Below are 17,615 nucleotides of genomic sequence, written 5' to 3'. Positions count from 1 at the left end.
GTCTTGATGAGCATACCTGTTCCTGCCGACGCGAAACCCGTTCTCGTCATTTCAAGTCATGTTGTGCGTGGTTCTGTGGGCAATCGCACGGTCGTTTTCGCTCTGGAAACACTTGGTCATCCGGTCTGGTCGGTGCCGACGATCATTCTGCCCTGGCATCCCGGACATGGGCCGGCCACGCGCATCGTGCCGCCGTCAGAGCAGTTTGAGAGCCTGATGCAGGATCTGGAACGCGCGCCATGGCTGAGTGAGATTGGCGCCATCATTACCGGCTATCTTGGTCACGCCGATCAGGCCTTGCCGATTGCCAGGCTGGTGCAGAAGATCAGGACGATCAATCCGGATGTGCTTTATCTGTGTGATCCGGTCATCGGGGATGAAAAGGGGCTTTATGTTCCGGAAGCAACGGCGATTGCCATTCGCGATCATCTCATGCCGCTTGCCGATATTGCGACCCCCAACCGTTTTGAACTGTCGTGGCTCACTGGCGTGCCGCTTGAAGACAACAAGGCGCTGATGGAAGCAGCCCTTGATGCGGGGCCGGCAACCATGCTGATCACTTCGGCCTATCCGCTGATGAATGGCAGTATCGGCAATCTGCTTCTGACCCCGACACTGGCGCTTCTGGCCGAGCATCGCCGTGTCGACGGGCCCACCAACGGGCTTGGTGATCTGACGGCAGCCGTTCTGCTTTCGCGCAAGCTGAACGGTTATTCGGAGGAAAAAATGCTGCAAAGCACTGCGGCGGCAGTGTTTGAAATCATGGCGCGTTCGGCCAAGCGCGGTGCGGATGAGCTGATGCTGGTGGCTGATGCGTCGAGCCTGCATACGCCAATGGCCATGGTGCAGATGCGCCGTCTGGTGCATCCGACAAAGGGGCTGCGCGCCTGAAACTGGAATGCGATTGGGAGTTGCGTTCGGAAATTTACAAGGATAAGGGAAAGTAATGTCAGATCTTCCCGAAAATCTACTTGCCGGTTATCGGCGCTTCATGGCTGACCGGTTTTCGCACGAGACCGCGCGCTATCGTGAGCTGGCCGACAAGGGGCAGTCGCCCGAAACGCTGATGATCGCCTGCTGCGATTCACGTGCGGCACCTGAAACCATTTTCAACACGGCGCCGGGCGAAATCTTTGTGCTGCGCAATGTGGCCAATCTTGTTCCGCCCTATGAGCCGGACGGCGAATATCACGCCGCTTCGGCAGCACTTGAATTTGCGGTGCAAAGCCTCAAGGTGAAACATATTGTCGTGATGGGCCATGGTCGCTGCGGCGGCATCAAGGCGGCGCTTGATACGGAAAGCGCGCCGCTTTCGCCGGGCGACTTCATCGGCAAGTGGATGAGCCTGATTGCGCCTGCAACGGAGGCCGTCAGCGGCAACAAGCTGATGACGGCTGCGGAGCGTCAGACGGCGTTGGAGCGTATTTCCATCCGCTATTCCATCAACAATCTGCGCACTTTCCCTTGTGTTGATATTCTGGAGAAAAAGGGCAAGCTGACCCTGCATGGTGCCTGGTTTGATATTTCAACCGGCGAGCTTTGGGTCATGGACCGGCAGACGGGCGATTTCAAACGGCCAGAAATCTGATACCGCAATCAAAAACCCGGCCAATGCCGGGTTTTTGATTGCATGGTCATTTCATCAATTGCCGTCGATTGCCTTGCCGATAGCGGCAATGGCGCGCTGATAGATCGGGGCGGCGTTCCAGCCCTGAATGGCGACAAAATTCGGCTCGCCCGGCTGATAGCCCGCACCGCGACGCCAGCCGTGGGCGACGAGGAAATTGGCGGTTGAATAAAGCGCGTCAGCCTTGGACCTTGCCATGTCGATATGGCCGCTGCCATCGCCATCCACGCCATATTTCAACACATTGGCCGGCATGAACTGGGTCTGGCCAATTTCGCCATGCATGGCGCCAATGGCGTCAGGGCGCAAATCCTGACGGTCAATCAGCTTGAGGGCGGCATAAAGCTGATCGGTGAAATAGGCCGAACGGCGGCAGTCATAGGCAAGGGTTGCCACGGCAGACAGGGTGTGCTGCTTGCCGAGATAGGCGCCAAAGCCGGTTTCCATGCCCCAGATTGCCAGAAGCGGGCCAGCCGGCACGCCATAGCGCTTTTCGATTGCTGCAAACAGGGCGGCATTCTGCTGTTTCAGGGCACGGCCACGCTTGATGATGGTGTCGGCGCCGCGCTTTTTCATGAAATCTTCAAAGGAGAGCTTGAAGCTCTTCTGGTTGCGGTCGGCATTGATGGTAGCCTGCGCATATTTGGTCTTGGCCAGGGCGGCAAGACCGGCCGGGCCGACGCCACGCGCTTTGGCTTCCTGCAATGTCTGCTGCAACCATGCGTCATAACCGGCGGCATTGTTGCCGCATTGAGCCGCTTCTGCGCCTGCTGCACCCGCGATCAAGCCTACAAATACAAGTGCTGCGGTCTTCCATGACCGGCTCTTGGCAACCAGTGCCATTCTTTTCTCCTTCAGGTCGGTTCGATCTCGATGTGAAATTGCCATCATCGACAGGCATTGTCATGCTGAAATGGCGTCGCGCGCCATATATGCTGCCGCAATGGGGCGCAATTCGGGTCGCAGCGAGCCGGGCATTTTCAAGCACTTCTCTTGGCAAACAGCAAGAGTGATTCACAAATATTGGCGTAAAATGCGTAAAACAGGGCATTCACAGGACGTTTTTCCGGTCTTCTCCATGGGGCTTTACTTGACATTGGCGTCACAAACACCTATTGCCACAGCCTATCTATCCGCGATCTTCAGAACGCGAGCCACCGACCGGGACCCTTATGGTATAAACAGATCCCGGAGGTCCACATCCGACAGCGCGATGCGCCCTCGGGTGCGGTACTGCTTTGGATGATGCTTGAACTGGGGCTGTTGCGGCACGATCTATCCCGGATGAAGCCTTCTGCCATTCCCGGATAAAAGGAAAAATGGATGTTTGAATCACTTCAGGAGCGACTTGGCTCCATTTTTAACGGCCTTACCGGGCGCGGCGCTCTTTCCGAAAGCGACGTGACGGCAGCGCTGCGCGAAGTGCGCCGGGCGCTGATCGAAGCCGACGTTTCGCTGGAAGTGGTTCGCTCCTTCACCGACAAGGTGCGCGCCAAGGCGGTCGGTGCGGAAATTCTCAAGAGCATCAAGCCCGGCCAGATGGTCGTCAAGATCGTCCATGACGAGCTGGTCGAGATGCTGGGCACAGATGGCGTCTCGATCGACCTCAATGCGCCGGCACCTGTCGTCATCATGATGGTGGGGCTGCAGGGGTCGGGCAAGACGACCACGACCGGCAAGATCGCCAAGCGCCTGAGCGAACGCCAGCGCAAGAAAGTGCTGATGGCCTCGCTCGATACGCGCCGTCCGGCAGCACAGGAGCAGTTGCGCCAGCTTGGCATCCAGACCAATGTCGATACACTGCCGATCATTGCAGGGCAGTCGCCGGTTGAGATTGCCAGGCGCGCCGTTCAGGCGGCAAGACTCGGCGGCCATGATGTCGTGATTCTCGATACGGCGGGCCGCACCCATATTGACGAGCCGCTGATGGTGGAAATGGCGGAAATCCGCAAGGCCGCCGATCCGCATGAAATCCTGCTGGTTGCCGACAGTCTGACCGGTCAGGATGCCGTCAATCTGGCGCGCAATTTTGATGAGCGCGTCGGCATTACCGGCATCGTGCTCACCCGTATGGATGGTGATGGCCGTGGCGGTGCAGCCCTTTCGATGCGTGCCGTTACCGGCAAGCCGATCAAGCTGATTGCCACCGGTGAAAAAATGGATGCGCTTGAGGAGTTTTATCCAAGGCGCATCGCTGACCGTATTCTCGGTATGGGCGACATAGTTTCGCTGGTCGAAAAGGCTGCCGAAAACATCGACGCGGAAAAAGCCGCTGCGATGGCGAAGAAGATGCAGGCCGGCAAGTTCGATCTCAATGATCTTGCCGAACAGATCCGCCAGATGAAGAAGCTTGGTGGCATGGGCGGCATCATGGGCATGATGCCGGGCATGACCAAGGTGAAGGATCAGATTGCCGCCGCGGGCCTTGATGACAAGGTTTTTGATCGTCAGCTTGCGATCATTTCCTCGATGACCAAGGAAGAGCGCGCCAATCCGGACATTCTCAAGCACAGCCGCAAGCAGCGCATCGCCAAGGGATCCGGCACGAGCGCTGCCGACATCAACAAGCTTCTGAAAATGCACCGCCAGATGGCCGACATGATGAAGATCATGGGCAAGGGCAAAGGCGGCATGATGAAACAGATGATGGGCGGTCTTGCCAGCAAACTTGGTCTTGGGGGGCTTGGCGGCGGTATGGGCATGCCAGATCTCAGCAAGATGGACCCGAAACAGCTTGAAGCACTTGCCAAGCAGGCAGAAGCAGCCGGCCTGACCAAAGGCGGCGGATTGCCGGGACTGCCCGGCGGTGGTCTTCCGGGCGGCTTGCCCGGTCTGGGCGGACCGAAGCTTCCAGGTCTTGGCGGTGGCTTGCCCGGCTTGCCGAAAAAGAAGTGAGCATCATGAGCGACGAACAGACAGAGATACCGGCAGAACTTCTGGCCCTGCGGGCTTCGATCGACAATATTGACGCCGCGCTCATCCACATGCTGGCCGAACGCTTTCGCTGCACCAAGGCCGTGGGTGTGCTGAAGGCGGAGCGTGGTCTGCCACCTTCTGATCCGGCACGTGAAAAACGTCAGGTGGAACGTTTGCGGGCTCTGGCTGATGAAGCCCAGCTTGACCCTGATTTTGCCGAAAAATTCCTGAATTTCATCGTTAAGGAAGTCATTCGGCACCATGAGCATGCCGCCGCAAATCACGGTGGGAAAAAATAGCCGCAATGGCGGTTTAACCCGTTTTGCCCTGAACCGGGCGAAGCACTTGTCTAAAGGAAAACAACTATGGCACTCAAGATCCGTCTGGCCCGCGCTGGCTCCAAGAAGCGTCCTTACTACCACATCGTCGTTGCTGACGTTCGTGCTCCGCGCGATGGCCGTTTCATCGAAGCCGTTGGCGCATGGAACCCGATGCTGCCGAAGGACGGTGAGCGCGTAAAGCTCAATGCTGAACGTATCCAGCACTGGATTGCACAGGGCGCACAGCCGACCGACCGCGTTCTGCGCTTCCTCGACCAGGCTGGCCTGGCAAAGCGTCCGGCACGCAACAACCCGATCAAGGCTGTTCCGGGCAAGAAGGCTCAGGAACGTATTGCTCTTGCCAAGCAGGCCGAAGAAGAAGCCGCTGCAAAGGCTGCTGAAGAAGCTGCTGCAGCCGCAGAAGCTGCTGCCGCACCGGCTGAAGAGGCTGCAGGCGAATAATCGCTGCAGCTTGCATTTTTTGAAAAGCGACGGAGCAATCCGTCGCTTTTTGTTTGCACTGCGTTGTAATTGTCTGGAAAAAGCACAATCATTGTCTATCTTTTGATTTGGCTTGCTGTGGTATCAGCGGCCGTCTTGTATAGTTTCAGGCGCAGGGAGAGCGCCATTTACGGGAGAAGCCCATGTCGGCTATAACGGTTGCGACTTCTTTTTCTTTCCGCCGTATTCTGGTTGCGCTTGGCCTGTTTGTTCTGGTGCCATTGCTTTCGGCGTGCGGATTCAACACGATTCCGACACAGGAAGAACAGGCCAAGGCAGCATGGAGCGAGGTACAGAACCAGTATCAGCGTCGCGCTGACCTGATCCCCAATCTGGTCGAGACGGTCAAGGGCTATGCAGCGCATGAAAAGGATACCTTGCAGGCCGTGATTGATGCGCGCGCCAAGGCAACCCAGGTGCAGATTACGCCTGAAACGCTCAAAAACCCTGAACTGTTCAAGCAGTTCCAGGACAGTCAGGCCAATCTCACCAGCGCCTTGTCGCGCCTGATGGTGGTGGTAGAACGCTATCCGGATCTGAAGGCGAACCAGAATTTCCTGGCACTGCAATCACAGCTTGAAGGCACGGAAAACCGTATTGCGGTTGCGCGCCGCGACTATATTGAAGCGGTACGTGTCTATAACACCTCGCTTAAAACCCTGCCGACCATGCTGTGGAAGATCCTGTGGTTCCGCGATGCCGAGCCAATGCCGACCTTTGCCACCGATGCGGCAAACCAGACTGCACCGACGGTAAAGTTCTAGGGATCGGCGTTAATTGATGCGCACGGGCATGGCGGCAATCGGCACGAACAGACTGGTGTGTGGCCTTGACTGGCCACGCCGCCTTGGTCTGGCTGTTGTTCTGGTTGTGGCAGCACTTTTCCTTGCAGGGCAGGCGCTGGCGCAACATTCGACGCCCGCGCTGGCGCTGACGGGCCGGGTTGTTGATGCTGCCGGCATTATTGATCCGGCCACACGCGAAGCCCTGACACAGAAGCTTGCCGATTTTGAAGCCAAATCCTCCGATCAGGTGGTGGTGGTGACGGTGCCAAGCCTCAATGGCGAGGACATTGAATCCTTTGCAAACCACCTGTTCCGCGCCTGGGCTCTGGGCCAGAAACAGCTGAACAATGGTATTCTTCTCGTGGTCGCCCCCAATGACCGCAAGGTGCGCATTGAGGTCGGCTATGGTCTGGAAGGCACGATGACGGATGCCCTGGCGAGTGTCATCATCAATGGCACGATCATTCCGGCCTTCCGAGATGGCGATTATTCCGGCGGCATTGCGCAGGGCGTGGACAATATTCTGCAGGTTCTGTCCGGTGATGCGGCGGAACTTGAAGCGCGCGCCAAACGCCATGCAGAAAATGCCGATGATGAGGTTGACTGGGAACTGGTCGTTGCCCTGCTCGTTTTCTTCTTCATCTTCGGCAGCGGTTTTGTCCTGCCGATGATGGTGCAGGTCTATGGCCGCAAGATCGGCCCGGGTCGCTATCGCTGGCTGGGAATGACCTTCGACTTCAATGGCAGGGGAGGCGGTTCCGGTGGCGGCTTTGGTGGCGGCGGTTGGTCATCGGGCGGTGGCGGCTTTAGCGGCGGCGGTGGTTCGTCGGGTGGCGGCGGCGCCTCTGGCAGCTGGTAGGGAGCGGATCATGCAAGGGAAAAAACTCATCAGTCCGCAGGATCACAAGCGCATTACAGCCGCCATTCGCCGTGCCGAAGAGGGTACCAGCGGCGAGATCTATGCCGTGCTTGCGCGCTCAAGCGATGATTATTTCTTCGCAGCCGGTTTTATCGCCACCTGCGGCATATTGATTGCGGCCGTACTGGTTGCATTCCTTGCCCATTGGTACTGGTTTGATATTCGCCTGCCAGTGTTCGGGCTTGCCATCCTGGCGGCCTTTGTCGCAGCCATGCTGGTTCTGTGGTTTTTTCCGGCAATCCGCATCGCGATTGTGCCGCATCGCATTCGCTACAAGCGCGCCCACCTCAATGCCGTGCAGCAGTTTCTGGCGCGCAATGTACATAAGACCGTCAACCGTACCGGTATCCTCTTGTTCGTCTCGCTGGCCGAACATTATGCCGAAGTGATCGCCGACGCCGGCATCAATCAGCATGTGAAACAGGAAGAATGGAACACGATTGTCGGCACGCTGACCCAGCATGCCTCGCGGCGTGAAGTGGCGGAAGGTTTTGTCGTGGCCATTGACCAGGCAGGCACATTGTTAGCGCGCCATTTTCCTGCCGGTTCTGAAAACCTCAATGAGCTTGATGATCACTTGATTGAGCTCTAATGTAGATTTTTATATTATTATTACCAAAATTGTTCTTTTCTTTCTTTTGTGAAGCAAACGGGCAAGTTTTGTGGCTATTTTGTGATTTTTTGCCTGCAAATGCGATTTTTTATCGAAACATAATTTTTATCTGTTAGCTTGGCGTGCATTGCCATCATGACAGGAGTTTCCGACGTGACTGCAAGGCAGGATCAGTCGAATAAGAAAAAAATTTCCACGGCAAGCAACAAGGGAGGGAAGGTGCCAGAGGCGTTTTCAAGACTCCTCTTCGAATGGGCACCCCCGGAAGATCTGGCGGCCTATGATGTCGCAGCCCTTAAAAATTCTGCACAACTGGCCTATGCGGCGCTGCAGGCATCACGCAAGGGCAAGAGTCATATCAGCATTGATACGGGTGTTGCGCGCAAGGGCCGAATGGTGAGCGTTGTCACCATCGTCAATGACAATATGCCGTTTCTGCTCGATTCAATCCTGGGCGAGCTGAACGAACATACCAACCAGGTTTACATGGTCGTGCATCCGGTGCTCGACATCCGGCGGGACAGGGATGCGCTGGAGATTGTCGGCGAGGCGACGCAGCGGGCGCCGGAAAAGGGAATTGAACGCATCAGCCTGGTGCAGATCCATCTGCCTGCGCTTGAGAAACAGGCAAGAACTGCCCTTTCGGATGGGCTGAAGCGGGTGCTTGGCCAGGTGCGCGCGGCCGTCAGTGACTGGAAGCCGATGCTGAATCGGCTCGAGCATGCGATTGAGGGCTACCGGCGCGTTCACGCCCTGACCGGCAATGCAGCCATGGCGGAGGCGATCGCTTTCCTTGAATGGCTGCGTGACAATCATTTTACCTTTCTTGGCATGCGCGAGCTTGTCCTGGAAGGCACGGGCAGGAAGCGTTCTCTTGTACCGGTCGGAAAGCCCCTGGGCATTCTCAATGACAGCGATGTGCGCGTCCTGCGCAAGGCTGCTGATGATAGGGCGACGCCGCGTGAAATCACCGAGTTTCTGGATGGCGCCGAACCGCTGATCGTCACCAAAGCCAATACGATTTCGTCGGTGCATCGCCGCTCCTATCTCGATTATATCGGGGTGAAGATTTTTGGCGAAAAGGGCGAGACGGTCGGCGAATTGCGCATAGTGGGCCTGTTCACCTCGGTTGCCTATACAAGCTCGGTGGCAAGCATTCCGTTCATCCGCTTCAAGGCGGATGCGGTGATCAATCGCCTTGGCTTCAACCGCGAAGACCATTCCGGCAAGGCGCTGATCAATGTGCTGGAAGAATATCCGCGTGATGAACTGTTCCAGATCGATACGGACAGTCTGACGGCCAATGCCGAGCTCATTCTGGCGCTTGGCGAGCGTCCGCGTGTGCGCGCCATACCGCGACTGGATCGATTTGGCCGCTTTGTCAGCGTGCTGGTTTATATCCCGCGCGACCGCTATGATTCTGCCGTGCGCGAAAAGATAGGTAATTATCTTGTCAGCGTTTATGGCGGCGACAGTTTTGAATTCCACCCGGTTTTCCTGCAGAATGGCTTGACGCGCGTGCAATTCGTCATCCATCGCCATGTGCGTTCGACGCCGCATGTCGAGCGTGAGGCATTGGAGGCGGAAATCCGTGCCATTGTCCGCACCTGGGAAGATGCGGTGCGTGAAAGTGCGGATACGGTTGAAGCCCATATCGTGGCGCTGGCGGCAAGCTTTCCGCCATCCTATCGTGAAATCTTCACCGCACCGGAAGCCGTGGTTGATGCAACGCGCATTGCGGGTTTAAGCCCCGATGCGCCGTTGTTCATCGATTTCTATCGCTATCGTACCGACGGGCCGAATGCGGTTTCGCTGAAGCTCTATCATCATGGTGCGCCGGTCGTGCTGTCGCAGCGCGTGCCCTTGCTGGAAAATATGGGCTTCAGGGTCGTCAGCGAGCAGGCCATCGAATTGCCGCAGGCTGGCAAGGATGGCGCGCCGGTCTATCTGCATGACATGCAACTGGTGAATGCCTATGACGCGCCGGTTGACCTGAGTGATGGCGGCGAAATGCTGGAAGAGGTGTTCCGCACCGTCTGGGACGGCCTTGCTGATAATGATGGCTATAATGCCCTTGTCCAGACAGCGCGTCTTTCGGCACGTCAGATCATGGTGCTGCGCGCCTATGGCCGCTATCTGCAGCAGGCAGGCATCGCCTATTCGCAAGGTTTCATCGCGGCAGCCCTCAACCGCTATCCGGAAATTGCCAGCGATCTTTATTCCCTGTTTGACCTGCGCTTCAATCCGTCGGCCAAGCGGCGCGAATCTGCGGAAAAGAAGCTTGTCGATGCCATTGAGTCAGCACTTCTCAATGTGCCGAGCATTGATGACGATCAGATCCTGCGCCGGTTCCGCAATCTGATCGAGGCAACCTTGCGCACCAATGTCTGGCAGCCGGACAGCGACGGAAAACCGCGTGTCACCTTTGCCTTCAAGCTCAATCCGCGTCTGGTCGATGGTCTGCCGAATCCGCGGCCCTATCGCGAAATCTTCGTTTATGGCCCGGAAGTCGAGGGTGTGCATTTGCGCTTTGGCCCGGTCGCGCGTGGTGGCTTGCGCTGGTCCGACCGTGCGCAGGATTACCGCACTGAAGTGCTGGGTCTGGTGAAGGCGCAGCAGGTAAAGAATGCGGTGATCGTACCGGTTGGTGCCAAGGGCGGCTTCTATCCGAAGCGTCTGCCGGTTGGCGGCGATCGCAATGCGGTGTTTGAGGCTGGCCGGGAAGCCTACAAGGTCTTCATCTCGACCCTGCTTTCTGTCACCGACAATATTGTCGATGGCCATGTCGTGCCACCTGCCGGTGTCGTGCGCCATGACAATGACGATCCATATTTCGTGGTTGCGGCCGACAAGGGTACGGCCACCTTCTCTGATACGGCCAATGCCATCAGTCAGGCGCATGATTTCTGGCTGGATGATGCTTTCGCATCCGGTGGTTCAGCCGGTTATGACCATAAGGGCATGGGCATTACCGCACGCGGTGCATGGGAAGCGGTCAAGCGCCATTTCCGTGAGCTGGGCAAGGATATCCAGACCGAGCCTTTTACCGTGGTTGGTGTCGGCGACATGTCGGGCGATGTGTTCGGCAATGGCATGCTGTTGTCAGAGCAGACCAAGCTGATCGCCGCTTTCGACCATCGCGACATTTTCATTGATCCCGATCCGGATCCGGCCATTGCCTTCGCCGAACGCAAGCGCCTGTTCGAGACGCCACGTTCGAGCTGGCAGGATTATGACCGCGCCAAGCTTTCAACGGGTGGCGGGGTCTATAGCCGCAGCCAGAAGACGATTACATTATCGGCAGAGGCAGCCGCTGCCATTGGCCTTGGCAAGACCACGGCAACACCGCAGGAAGTCATGGTGGCCATTCTGAAGGCCAAGGTTGACCTTCTGTGGTTTGGCGGCATCGGCACCTATATCCGTGCCTCAAGCGAAACGGATGCGCAGGTTGGCGATCGTGCCAATGACGCCATCCGTGTCACGGGGGCGGAGGTTGGCGCGCGGGTCATCGGCGAAGGTGCCAATCTGGGCATGACCCAGCGTGGCCGCATCGAATATGCGCTGGCCGGCGGCCGCAGCAATACCGATGCGATCGACAACTCGGCCGGTGTCAACTGCTCGGACGTTGAGGTCAATATCAAGATCGCGCTGGCTGCCGCCATGCGCGCTGGCAAGCTGAAGCGCCCGGCGCGTGACAGGTTGTTGATGAGCATGACAGATGAGGTGGCCGGGCTTGTTCTGCGCAACAATTATCTCCAGCCGCTGGCATTGTCGCTTGCAGAACGCCAGGGATTGGCGGAACTGCCTTATCAGGCGCGTCTCATGGCAGAGCTGGAAGCGCGCAAGCTGCTCGACCGCAAGGTGGAAAATCTGCCAAACGATGTCGTTCTGGCGGAACGCATGAAGTCGGGCCAGCCGCTCACCCGGCCGGAACTGGCGGTTCTGCTTGCCTATGCCAAGCTGTCGCTGTCGGCTGATCTGGTGGCATCAAGACTGCCGGACGAGCCCTATTTCCGGTCGCTGCTGTTTGGCTATTTCCCGAAACGCATGGCAAAGACTTATGCGGAGGAAATTTCCAGTCACCGTCTGAAGCGTGACATCATTGCGACCCAGCTTGCCAATGATGTGGTCAATCGTGGCGGCATCACCTTCATCAGCCGTCTGGTCGATACGACAGGTGCGGCGCCGGACAGCATTGTACGCGCCTATGTGGCCGTGCGCGATGGTTTTGAAATTGATAAAATCTATAACGACATAGATGCACTCGATAACAAGATCGCCGGTACGACGCAGAACGAGCTTTATCAGCTCGTGGGCGACATGCTGCTGACGACGACAGGCTGGGTGCTGCGCAATGATACGGGCGATACGTCTCTTGATGAGCTGGTCAGGATCATTCACAAGGCACGCGCCGCACTTGAGCCGCATCTTGATGAGCTCCTGCCGGAGTTCCTGATCTCGGCCATTGCTGGCAACAAGGCGACCCTTGTTGAAAGGGGTGTGCCAGAAAAGCTGGCGCAGAATCTGGCCAAGCTTCAGCTTGCAAGCGTCATGCCGGATATTGCGCTGGTGGCAAACCGTGCCGGTGCTGATCTGTTGACGGCCGCAAAGGTCTATTTCGGCGTATCGGAAGTCTTCCGCATTGGCCGTATCGAGGAGGCTGCCCAGTCCATTCCGGTGACGGATTATTATGACGGGCTGGCGCTGTCGCGCGCCAATGAAACGATCACGCAGGCTGCACGTGCCATCACCATTGCGGCGGTGAAGCGTTTCGGCAAGGAGAAGGATCCGGTTGCCGCATGGCTGGCGGCGGAAGGGGAGCGTCTTGAGCAGGTCAAGAGCCGTATGGTTGCCCTGACCGAAGGGGGCGATCTGACGGTATCGCGCCTTGCCGTTGCGGCCGGTCTCATGTCTGATCTGGCCAGGTAAAGCCGATAAATCCAAATCTGAACAGGGCGGCGCAAGCCGCCCTGTTCATCTGGGCGGATCGTGCCCGTAATTGTTTCACTTGCCTGTCTCCATCATTTCCAGTGTGCTGTTTCCTGTCGAAACCTGGCCGGAAACGGGGAGGCGGAAGCCACAAATATTCCGGACATGGTTGTTACCTGTGGGCGGCTTATGCCTTTGTCGCCCAGGCTCTTCGGACATGTTCTATTGACACGCAGCCGGAATGCTGAAACATCCGAGCCCAAAGAGGGACGTTCGCATTGGCGAACACGACTGTGGGGAATGCCCAGTTGCAAAATCAGGCAGTTTTATACCAGGCGAATGCGGAAAAGCGCGGCATTTGGGGCTGGATCTTTTTCGATTGGGCGGCGCAGCCGTTCTTTACGGTCGTCACCACCTTCATTTTCGGGCCCTATTTCGTCTCGCGCATGGCAGAAAACCCTGCCGAAGGGCAGGCGGCATGGGCCTATGGCATCGCGGCTGCCGGCTTTATGATCGCCATTCTGTCACCAATCCTCGGCATTGTTTCCGACAAGACAGGCGCACGCAAACCGTGGATCGCAAGTTTTGCCGTGCTGAAGATCATCAGCCTGTCGCTGTTGTGGTTTGCGGTACCGGGGGCAAGCCTGTTCTGGGTGCTGGTCGCATTCGCCATTGCAATGATTTCGGCCGAATTTTCCGTGGTGTTCAACGACGCGATGATGCCGCGTCTGGTGCCGGCGCAAGACATTGGTAAGGTCTCCAACATTGCCTGGGGGCTTGGCTATCTGGGCGGCATGATCGCGCTGATCTTTGTTGTAACCTGCCTTGCCGCATCGCCGGAAACGGGGCTGACGATCATCGGCATCAAGCCGCTCTTCGGCCTTGATCCGGCCGATGGCGCGGATGCGCGTATCACCGGGCCTCTGAGCGCACTGTGGTATTTCATTTTTATCATGCCGATGTTCCTTTTCACGCCGGATGCGGAAAAGGGCGAACCGCTCAAACAGGCGCTCAGATCAGGCATTGCCGAGCTTTGTTCGGTACTCAGGGAAATAGCCGGACGTTCCGGCATCATGCGCTTTCTGATTGCGCGGCTGATCTATCAGGATGGAGTGAACGCCGTCCTTGCGCTGGGGGCTGGCTATGCCGCCTCGCTCTTTGGCTGGTCGATCACCGAGGTCGGCATCTATGGCATGATCCTCAATGTGATTGCGATTTTCAGCTGTCTGGCGGCAAGCCGACTGGATAGCCGCCATGGCTCGAAAGCCATTGTCCTTATGGCCCTGTTTCTGCTTTTCCTCGCAACGGTCGGAATTATTTCGACGACTAAGGATTCCACCCTGTTCGGCCTCATCCATTTTGTGGCTTCGGATGGAACGGGCCTGTTTGCAACACCGGCAGAACACACTTTTCTGTTCTATGGCCTGATGATTGGTGCTGCCTTCGGGCCGGTGCAGGCCTCATCCCGCTCATGGTTTGCGCGCAGCATAACGGCAAAGGAAGCCGGGCGTTATTTCGGCATTTATGCGCTGGCGGGCCGGGTCACCAGCTTTGCCGCCCCGTTTCTGGTAGCAACAATCACCGCGATGACGGGGTCAGCCGCCATTGGTATGTCGGTGCTGGTGCTGTTTTTTGCCGTCGGACTCATCTGTGCTGCGATCACGCCTTATCCGGCCAACAAGGCGTGAAAGTTTTGCCGGTTAAGCAATTGGGCAAGATCATTCGACCCAGTCGAGCGAATGCTGCACCGCCTTGTTCCATGAGCGGAACAGTTTTTCGCGTTCGCCCGCCTCCATTTTCGGCTGCCAGCGGTGGCCGGCCTTCCAGTTGCGGATGACGTCATCCGTGGATTTCCAATAGCCCACGGCAAGCCCTGCCACATAGGCAGCCCCCAGAGCCGTCGTCTCGATGACCTGCGGGCGCACGACCGGAACGTTCAGAATGTCCGACTGAAACTGCATGACGAATTCATTGACGCTCATGCCGCCATCGGCCCGCAGCTCGGTGATCTCGACACCGGAATCCTTGATCATTGCGTCCAGCACTTCACGCACCTGATAGCAGCAGGCTTCAAGGGCAGCGCGGGCGATGTGGCCCTTGTTGGCATAGCGCGTCAGGCCAGCAATCACGCCGCGTGCGGTGTCATTCCAGTGCGGTGCATAGAGGCCGGAAAAAGCCGGCACGAAATAGACGTCGCCATTATCCGGGACGCTGCGGGCAAGCTGTTCAATATCGCTGCTTTTCTTGATGATGCCGAGATTGTCGCGCAGCCATTGCACCAGTGCGCCGGTGATCGCAATCGAGCCTTCCAGCGCATAGACGGGTTTTTCCTTGCCGATTCTGTAGGCAAGCGTGGTCAACAGGCCGCAGGTCGAGGGAACGATCTTTTCCCCCGTATTCATCAGCAGAAAACAGCCCGTGCCATAGGTGTTCTTGGCCTCACCCGGATTGAAACAGGCCTGTCCGAAGAGGGCTGCCTGCTGATCGCCCAGAATGCCGGCAAGCTTGACAGAGCGCAGGCTTGAGAAAGTAATGTCGCCATATGGTTCGCTGGACGAGCGGATTTCGGGCAGGCAGGCGCGCGGAATGTCGAAGAGGGTGAGGATTTCCTCATCCCATGCAAGCGTTGCCAGATTCATCAATTGTGTGCGCGAAGCATTCGTCACATCGGTGATGTGCAGGCCACCTTTCGGCCCTCCGGTCAGGTTCCAGGCAAGCCAGCTGTCGATCGTGCCGAACAGGGCTTCGCCCGCCTCGGCCTTTTCCCGTGCGCCCGGAACATGATCAAAGAGCCATCTCAGCTTCAGAGCGGAAAAATAGGTTGAAAGCGGCAGACCGGTTTGGGCTCGCAGGCGATCGGCGCCGCCGTTTCCTGAAAATTCTGCCACCAGCTCATCCGTGCGCGTGTCCATCCACACGATCGCATTATGGAGAGGCTTGCCGGTCTTTTTGTCCCAAAGGATGGTGGTTTCACGCTGGTTGGTAATACCGATGGCGGCAAGATCGCTGGCTTCAAGATTGGCCTTTTTCAGCGCCAGCCTGATGACATGTTTCGTGTTGCGCCAGATTTCCAGCGGGTCATGCTCAACCCATCCGGGTTTTGGATAGATCTGCTCATGTTCGCGCTGGCCTGATGCGACGATCTCGCCTTGCGGGTTGAAGATGATGAAACGTGAGCTCGTGGTTCCCTGATCAATGGCGCCAATGAACCTCGTCATAATCTTTTCTCCCCAAAGCCGTGGTCTACAACATCCATTGCTGCACTATCGGGGGTATATGTTTCAATTTCGCAAGACATTGTCGAGACAATAAAAACTCCGGGCGAATTCACCCGGAGTTTGTTGCATGCGCAAGAATGCTGATCAGTGGCGGAAGTGGCGCATGCCGGTCATGACCATGGCAATGCCATGTTCATCGGCTGCGGCAATCACCTCATCATCGCGCATCGAGCCACCCGGCTGGATGACAGCCGTAGCCCCCGCTTCAACAGCCGAAAGCAGGCCATCGGCAAAGGGGAAGAAGGCATCGGATGCAACCACGCAGCCCTTGGTCAGCGGTTCTGCAAGACCGGCAGTGGCGGCCGCATCTTCCGCCTTGCGGGCGGCAATGCGGGCCGAATCAACGCGGCTCATCTGGCCGGCACCGATGCCAACCGTAGCCCCATTCTTGACATAGACGATGGCGTTCGACTTCACGTGCTTGGCAACGCGGAAGGCAAATTTCATGTCGTTGAGTTCGGCTTCGGTCGGGGCGCGCTTGGTGACGACCTTCAGGTCGAGATCATCAACCGAGCCATTGTCGCGCGACTGAACCAGCAGACCGCCGGCAACCGTCTTGGCGGCAATGCCTCTGGCACGCGGATCCGGCAGGCCGCCGGTGATCAGCAGGCGCAGGTTCTTCTTGGCGGCAACAATGGCTCTGGCGCCTTCGGTTGCATCCGGCGCGATGATGACTTCGGTGAAGATCTTGACGATTTCTTCCGCAGCTTCCTCATCGAGCGTCCTGTTGAGCGCGACAATGCCGCCAAAGGCCGAAACCGGATCGCAGGCGAGCGCCTTCAGATAGGCTTCCTTCAGGCTTGCGCCTTCAGCAACGCCGCAAGGATTGGCGTGCTTGATGATGGCAACGGCCGCCGTGCGGGCGGGATCAAATTCGGCAACGAGTTCGAAGGCCGCGTCGGTGTCGTTGATATTGTTGTAGGAAAGCTGCTTGCCCTGAAGCTGGATTGCGGTGGCAACGCCCGGACGCTTTTCGCCGGTGAGATAGAAGCCGGCCGTTTGGTGCGGGTTTTCGCCATAGCGCATGACCGAATGCAGCTTGCCGGCAAGCGAACGCCAGACAGGGGTTTCCTCGCCAATGGCTTCGGCAAACCAGTTGGAGATGGCGGCATCATAGGCTGCAGTGCGGGCAAAGGCCTTGGCGGCAAGCTTCTTGCGGAAGGCAAGCGGCAGGGAGCCTGCATTCTTTTCCAGCTCTGCCATGACGTCCGCATAGTCGGTCGGGTCAACAACCGTTGCCACATAGGCATGGTTCTTGGCCGATGCGCGGATCATGGCCGGGCCGCCAATATCGATATTTTCAACGGTGGTGTCGTAATCGGCACCCTGGAAGCGGACTTCCTCAAACGGATAGAGATTGATGACGGCAAGGTCGATGCCGCCGATCTTGTGCTCTTCCATGGCGGCGACATGTTCAGGGTCGTTGCGCACGGCAAGCAGGCCACCATGGACGGTTGGATGCAGGGTCTTGACGCGGCCATCCATGATTTCCGGAAAGCCGGTTATGTCGGAAACATCGCGAACCGGAATGCCTTCGGCGGCAATGGCCTTGGCGGTGCCGCCGGTGGAAAGGAGTTCGATGCCTTGCGCGTGGAGGAAGCGCGCAAATTCGATCAGTCCGGTCTTGTCGGAAACGGAAAGGAGGGCGCGGCGCACCCGATAAAGATCGGGAGCGGGGATATGCTTGGAGCTGACTGCCATGAAACGGTCTCTTCGTTGCTGACGCG

13 protein-coding genes are annotated in these 17,615 nt (G+C 57.6%); 10 read left to right on the top strand and 3 right to left on the bottom strand.

From position 1 onward, the window contains the following. Positions 1-6: 6 nt before the first annotated feature. Both pdxY and ACFO1V_RS00700 read left to right on the top strand, forming a co-directional pair. Positions 7-891: a pyridoxal kinase PdxY gene (gene pdxY, locus ACFO1V_RS00705; RefSeq protein WP_374829752.1), complete on the top strand. Its 885-nt coding sequence runs from the start codon at positions 7-9 to the stop codon at positions 889-891. Between the two features lie 55 nt (positions 892-946). Then, complete coding sequence (locus ACFO1V_RS00700; RefSeq protein ID WP_374829754.1) at positions 947-1,588, top strand: carbonic anhydrase; 642 nt, start codon at positions 947-949, stop codon at positions 1,586-1,588. Positions 1,589-1,642: 54 nt separating this feature from the next. Here ACFO1V_RS00700 and ACFO1V_RS00695 read toward each other — a convergent pair whose 3' ends face one another. Next, positions 1,643-2,470: a lytic murein transglycosylase gene (locus ACFO1V_RS00695; protein ID WP_374829756.1), complete on the bottom strand. Its 828-nt coding sequence runs from the start codon at positions 2,468-2,470 to the stop codon at positions 1,643-1,645. 480 nt (positions 2,471-2,950) lie between these two features. Here ACFO1V_RS00695 and ffh point away from each other — a divergent pair, with 480 nt between their 5' ends. The 8 genes from ffh (at position 2,951) to ACFO1V_RS00655 (ending at position 14,298) form a co-directional block, all read left to right on the top strand. Then, entirely contained in the window at positions 2,951-4,522 is a 1,572-nt protein-coding gene (gene ffh / locus ACFO1V_RS00690) for a signal recognition particle protein (protein ID WP_374829758.1), read from the top strand. A gap of 5 nt (positions 4,523-4,527) precedes the next feature. After that, positions 4,528-4,842, top strand: a complete 315-nt coding sequence (locus tag ACFO1V_RS00685; protein WP_374829760.1) for a chorismate mutase — start codon at positions 4,528-4,530, stop codon at positions 4,840-4,842. 66 nt (positions 4,843-4,908) lie between these two features. Next, positions 4,909-5,325 (top strand): 30S ribosomal protein S16, encoded by a 417-nt coding sequence (gene rpsP, locus ACFO1V_RS00680; protein WP_374829762.1) that lies wholly within the window; start codon positions 4,909-4,911, stop codon positions 5,323-5,325. 182 nt (positions 5,326-5,507) lie between these two features. Further along, complete coding sequence (locus ACFO1V_RS00675; RefSeq protein ID WP_374829764.1) at positions 5,508-6,128, top strand: LemA family protein; 621 nt, start codon at positions 5,508-5,510, stop codon at positions 6,126-6,128. A 16-nt stretch (positions 6,129-6,144) separates the two neighbouring features. Then, positions 6,145-7,008 (top strand): TPM domain-containing protein, encoded by an 864-nt coding sequence (locus ACFO1V_RS00670; protein ID WP_374829766.1) that lies wholly within the window; start codon positions 6,145-6,147, stop codon positions 7,006-7,008. Between the two features lie 10 nt (positions 7,009-7,018). After that, a complete protein-coding gene (locus ACFO1V_RS00665) occupies positions 7,019-7,660 on the top strand; it encodes a TPM domain-containing protein (RefSeq protein WP_374829768.1) in 642 nt (213 codons plus the stop codon). 174 nt (positions 7,661-7,834) lie between these two features. Continuing rightward, a complete protein-coding gene (locus tag ACFO1V_RS00660; RefSeq protein ID WP_374829989.1) occupies positions 7,835-12,610 on the top strand; it encodes an NAD-glutamate dehydrogenase in 4,776 nt (1,591 codons plus the stop codon). A 308-nt stretch (positions 12,611-12,918) separates the two neighbouring features. Then, positions 12,919-14,298: an MFS transporter gene (locus ACFO1V_RS00655; RefSeq protein ID WP_374829770.1), complete on the top strand. Its 1,380-nt coding sequence runs from the start codon at positions 12,919-12,921 to the stop codon at positions 14,296-14,298. A gap of 30 nt (positions 14,299-14,328) precedes the next feature. On the opposite strand, the gene glpK is transcribed toward ACFO1V_RS00655, so the two are convergent. Both glpK and purH read right to left on the bottom strand, forming a co-directional pair. Further along, positions 14,329-15,828: a glycerol kinase GlpK gene (gene glpK, locus ACFO1V_RS00650; protein ID WP_374829772.1), complete on the bottom strand. Its 1,500-nt coding sequence runs from the start codon at positions 15,826-15,828 to the stop codon at positions 14,329-14,331. A 144-nt stretch (positions 15,829-15,972) separates the two neighbouring features. Beyond that, positions 15,973-17,589, bottom strand: a complete 1,617-nt coding sequence (purH, locus tag ACFO1V_RS00645) for a bifunctional phosphoribosylaminoimidazolecarboxamide formyltransferase/IMP cyclohydrolase (protein ID WP_374829774.1) — start codon at positions 17,587-17,589, stop codon at positions 15,973-15,975. Between the last annotated feature and the right edge of the window lie 26 nt (positions 17,590-17,615).

This window comes from Daeguia caeni (assembly GCF_042653845.1).
Taxonomy (GTDB): Bacteria; Pseudomonadota; Alphaproteobacteria; order Rhizobiales; family Rhizobiaceae; genus Brucella; species Brucella caeni.
This window is presented reverse-complemented; position numbering and strand designations above follow the sequence as displayed.

Excerpts from the sequence above, each read along its gene's own strand:
- ACFO1V_RS00670 (WP_374829766.1), top strand. The coding sequence starts at position 6,145 with ATGCGCACGGGCATGGCGGCAATCGGCACGAACAGACTGGTGTGTGGC.
- ACFO1V_RS00665 (WP_374829768.1), top strand. The coding sequence starts at position 7,019 with ATGCAAGGGAAAAAACTCATCAGTCCGCAGGATCACAAGCGCATTACA.
- ACFO1V_RS00695 (WP_374829756.1), bottom strand. The coding sequence starts at position 2,470 with ATGGCACTGGTTGCCAAGAGCCGGTCATGGAAGACCGCAGCACTTGTA.
- ffh (WP_374829758.1), top strand. The coding sequence starts at position 2,951 with ATGTTTGAATCACTTCAGGAGCGACTTGGCTCCATTTTTAACGGCCTT.
- ACFO1V_RS00700 (WP_374829754.1), top strand. The coding sequence starts at position 947 with ATGTCAGATCTTCCCGAAAATCTACTTGCCGGTTATCGGCGCTTCATG.
- pdxY (WP_374829752.1), top strand. The coding sequence starts at position 7 with ATGAGCATACCTGTTCCTGCCGACGCGAAACCCGTTCTCGTCATTTCA.
- glpK (WP_374829772.1), bottom strand. The coding sequence starts at position 15,828 with ATGACGAGGTTCATTGGCGCCATTGATCAGGGAACCACGAGCTCACGT.
- rpsP (WP_374829762.1), top strand. The coding sequence starts at position 4,909 with ATGGCACTCAAGATCCGTCTGGCCCGCGCTGGCTCCAAGAAGCGTCCT.
- ACFO1V_RS00685 (WP_374829760.1), top strand. The coding sequence starts at position 4,528 with ATGAGCGACGAACAGACAGAGATACCGGCAGAACTTCTGGCCCTGCGG.
- purH (WP_374829774.1), bottom strand. The coding sequence starts at position 17,589 with ATGGCAGTCAGCTCCAAGCATATCCCCGCTCCCGATCTTTATCGGGTG.
- ACFO1V_RS00675 (WP_374829764.1), top strand. The coding sequence starts at position 5,508 with ATGTCGGCTATAACGGTTGCGACTTCTTTTTCTTTCCGCCGTATTCTG.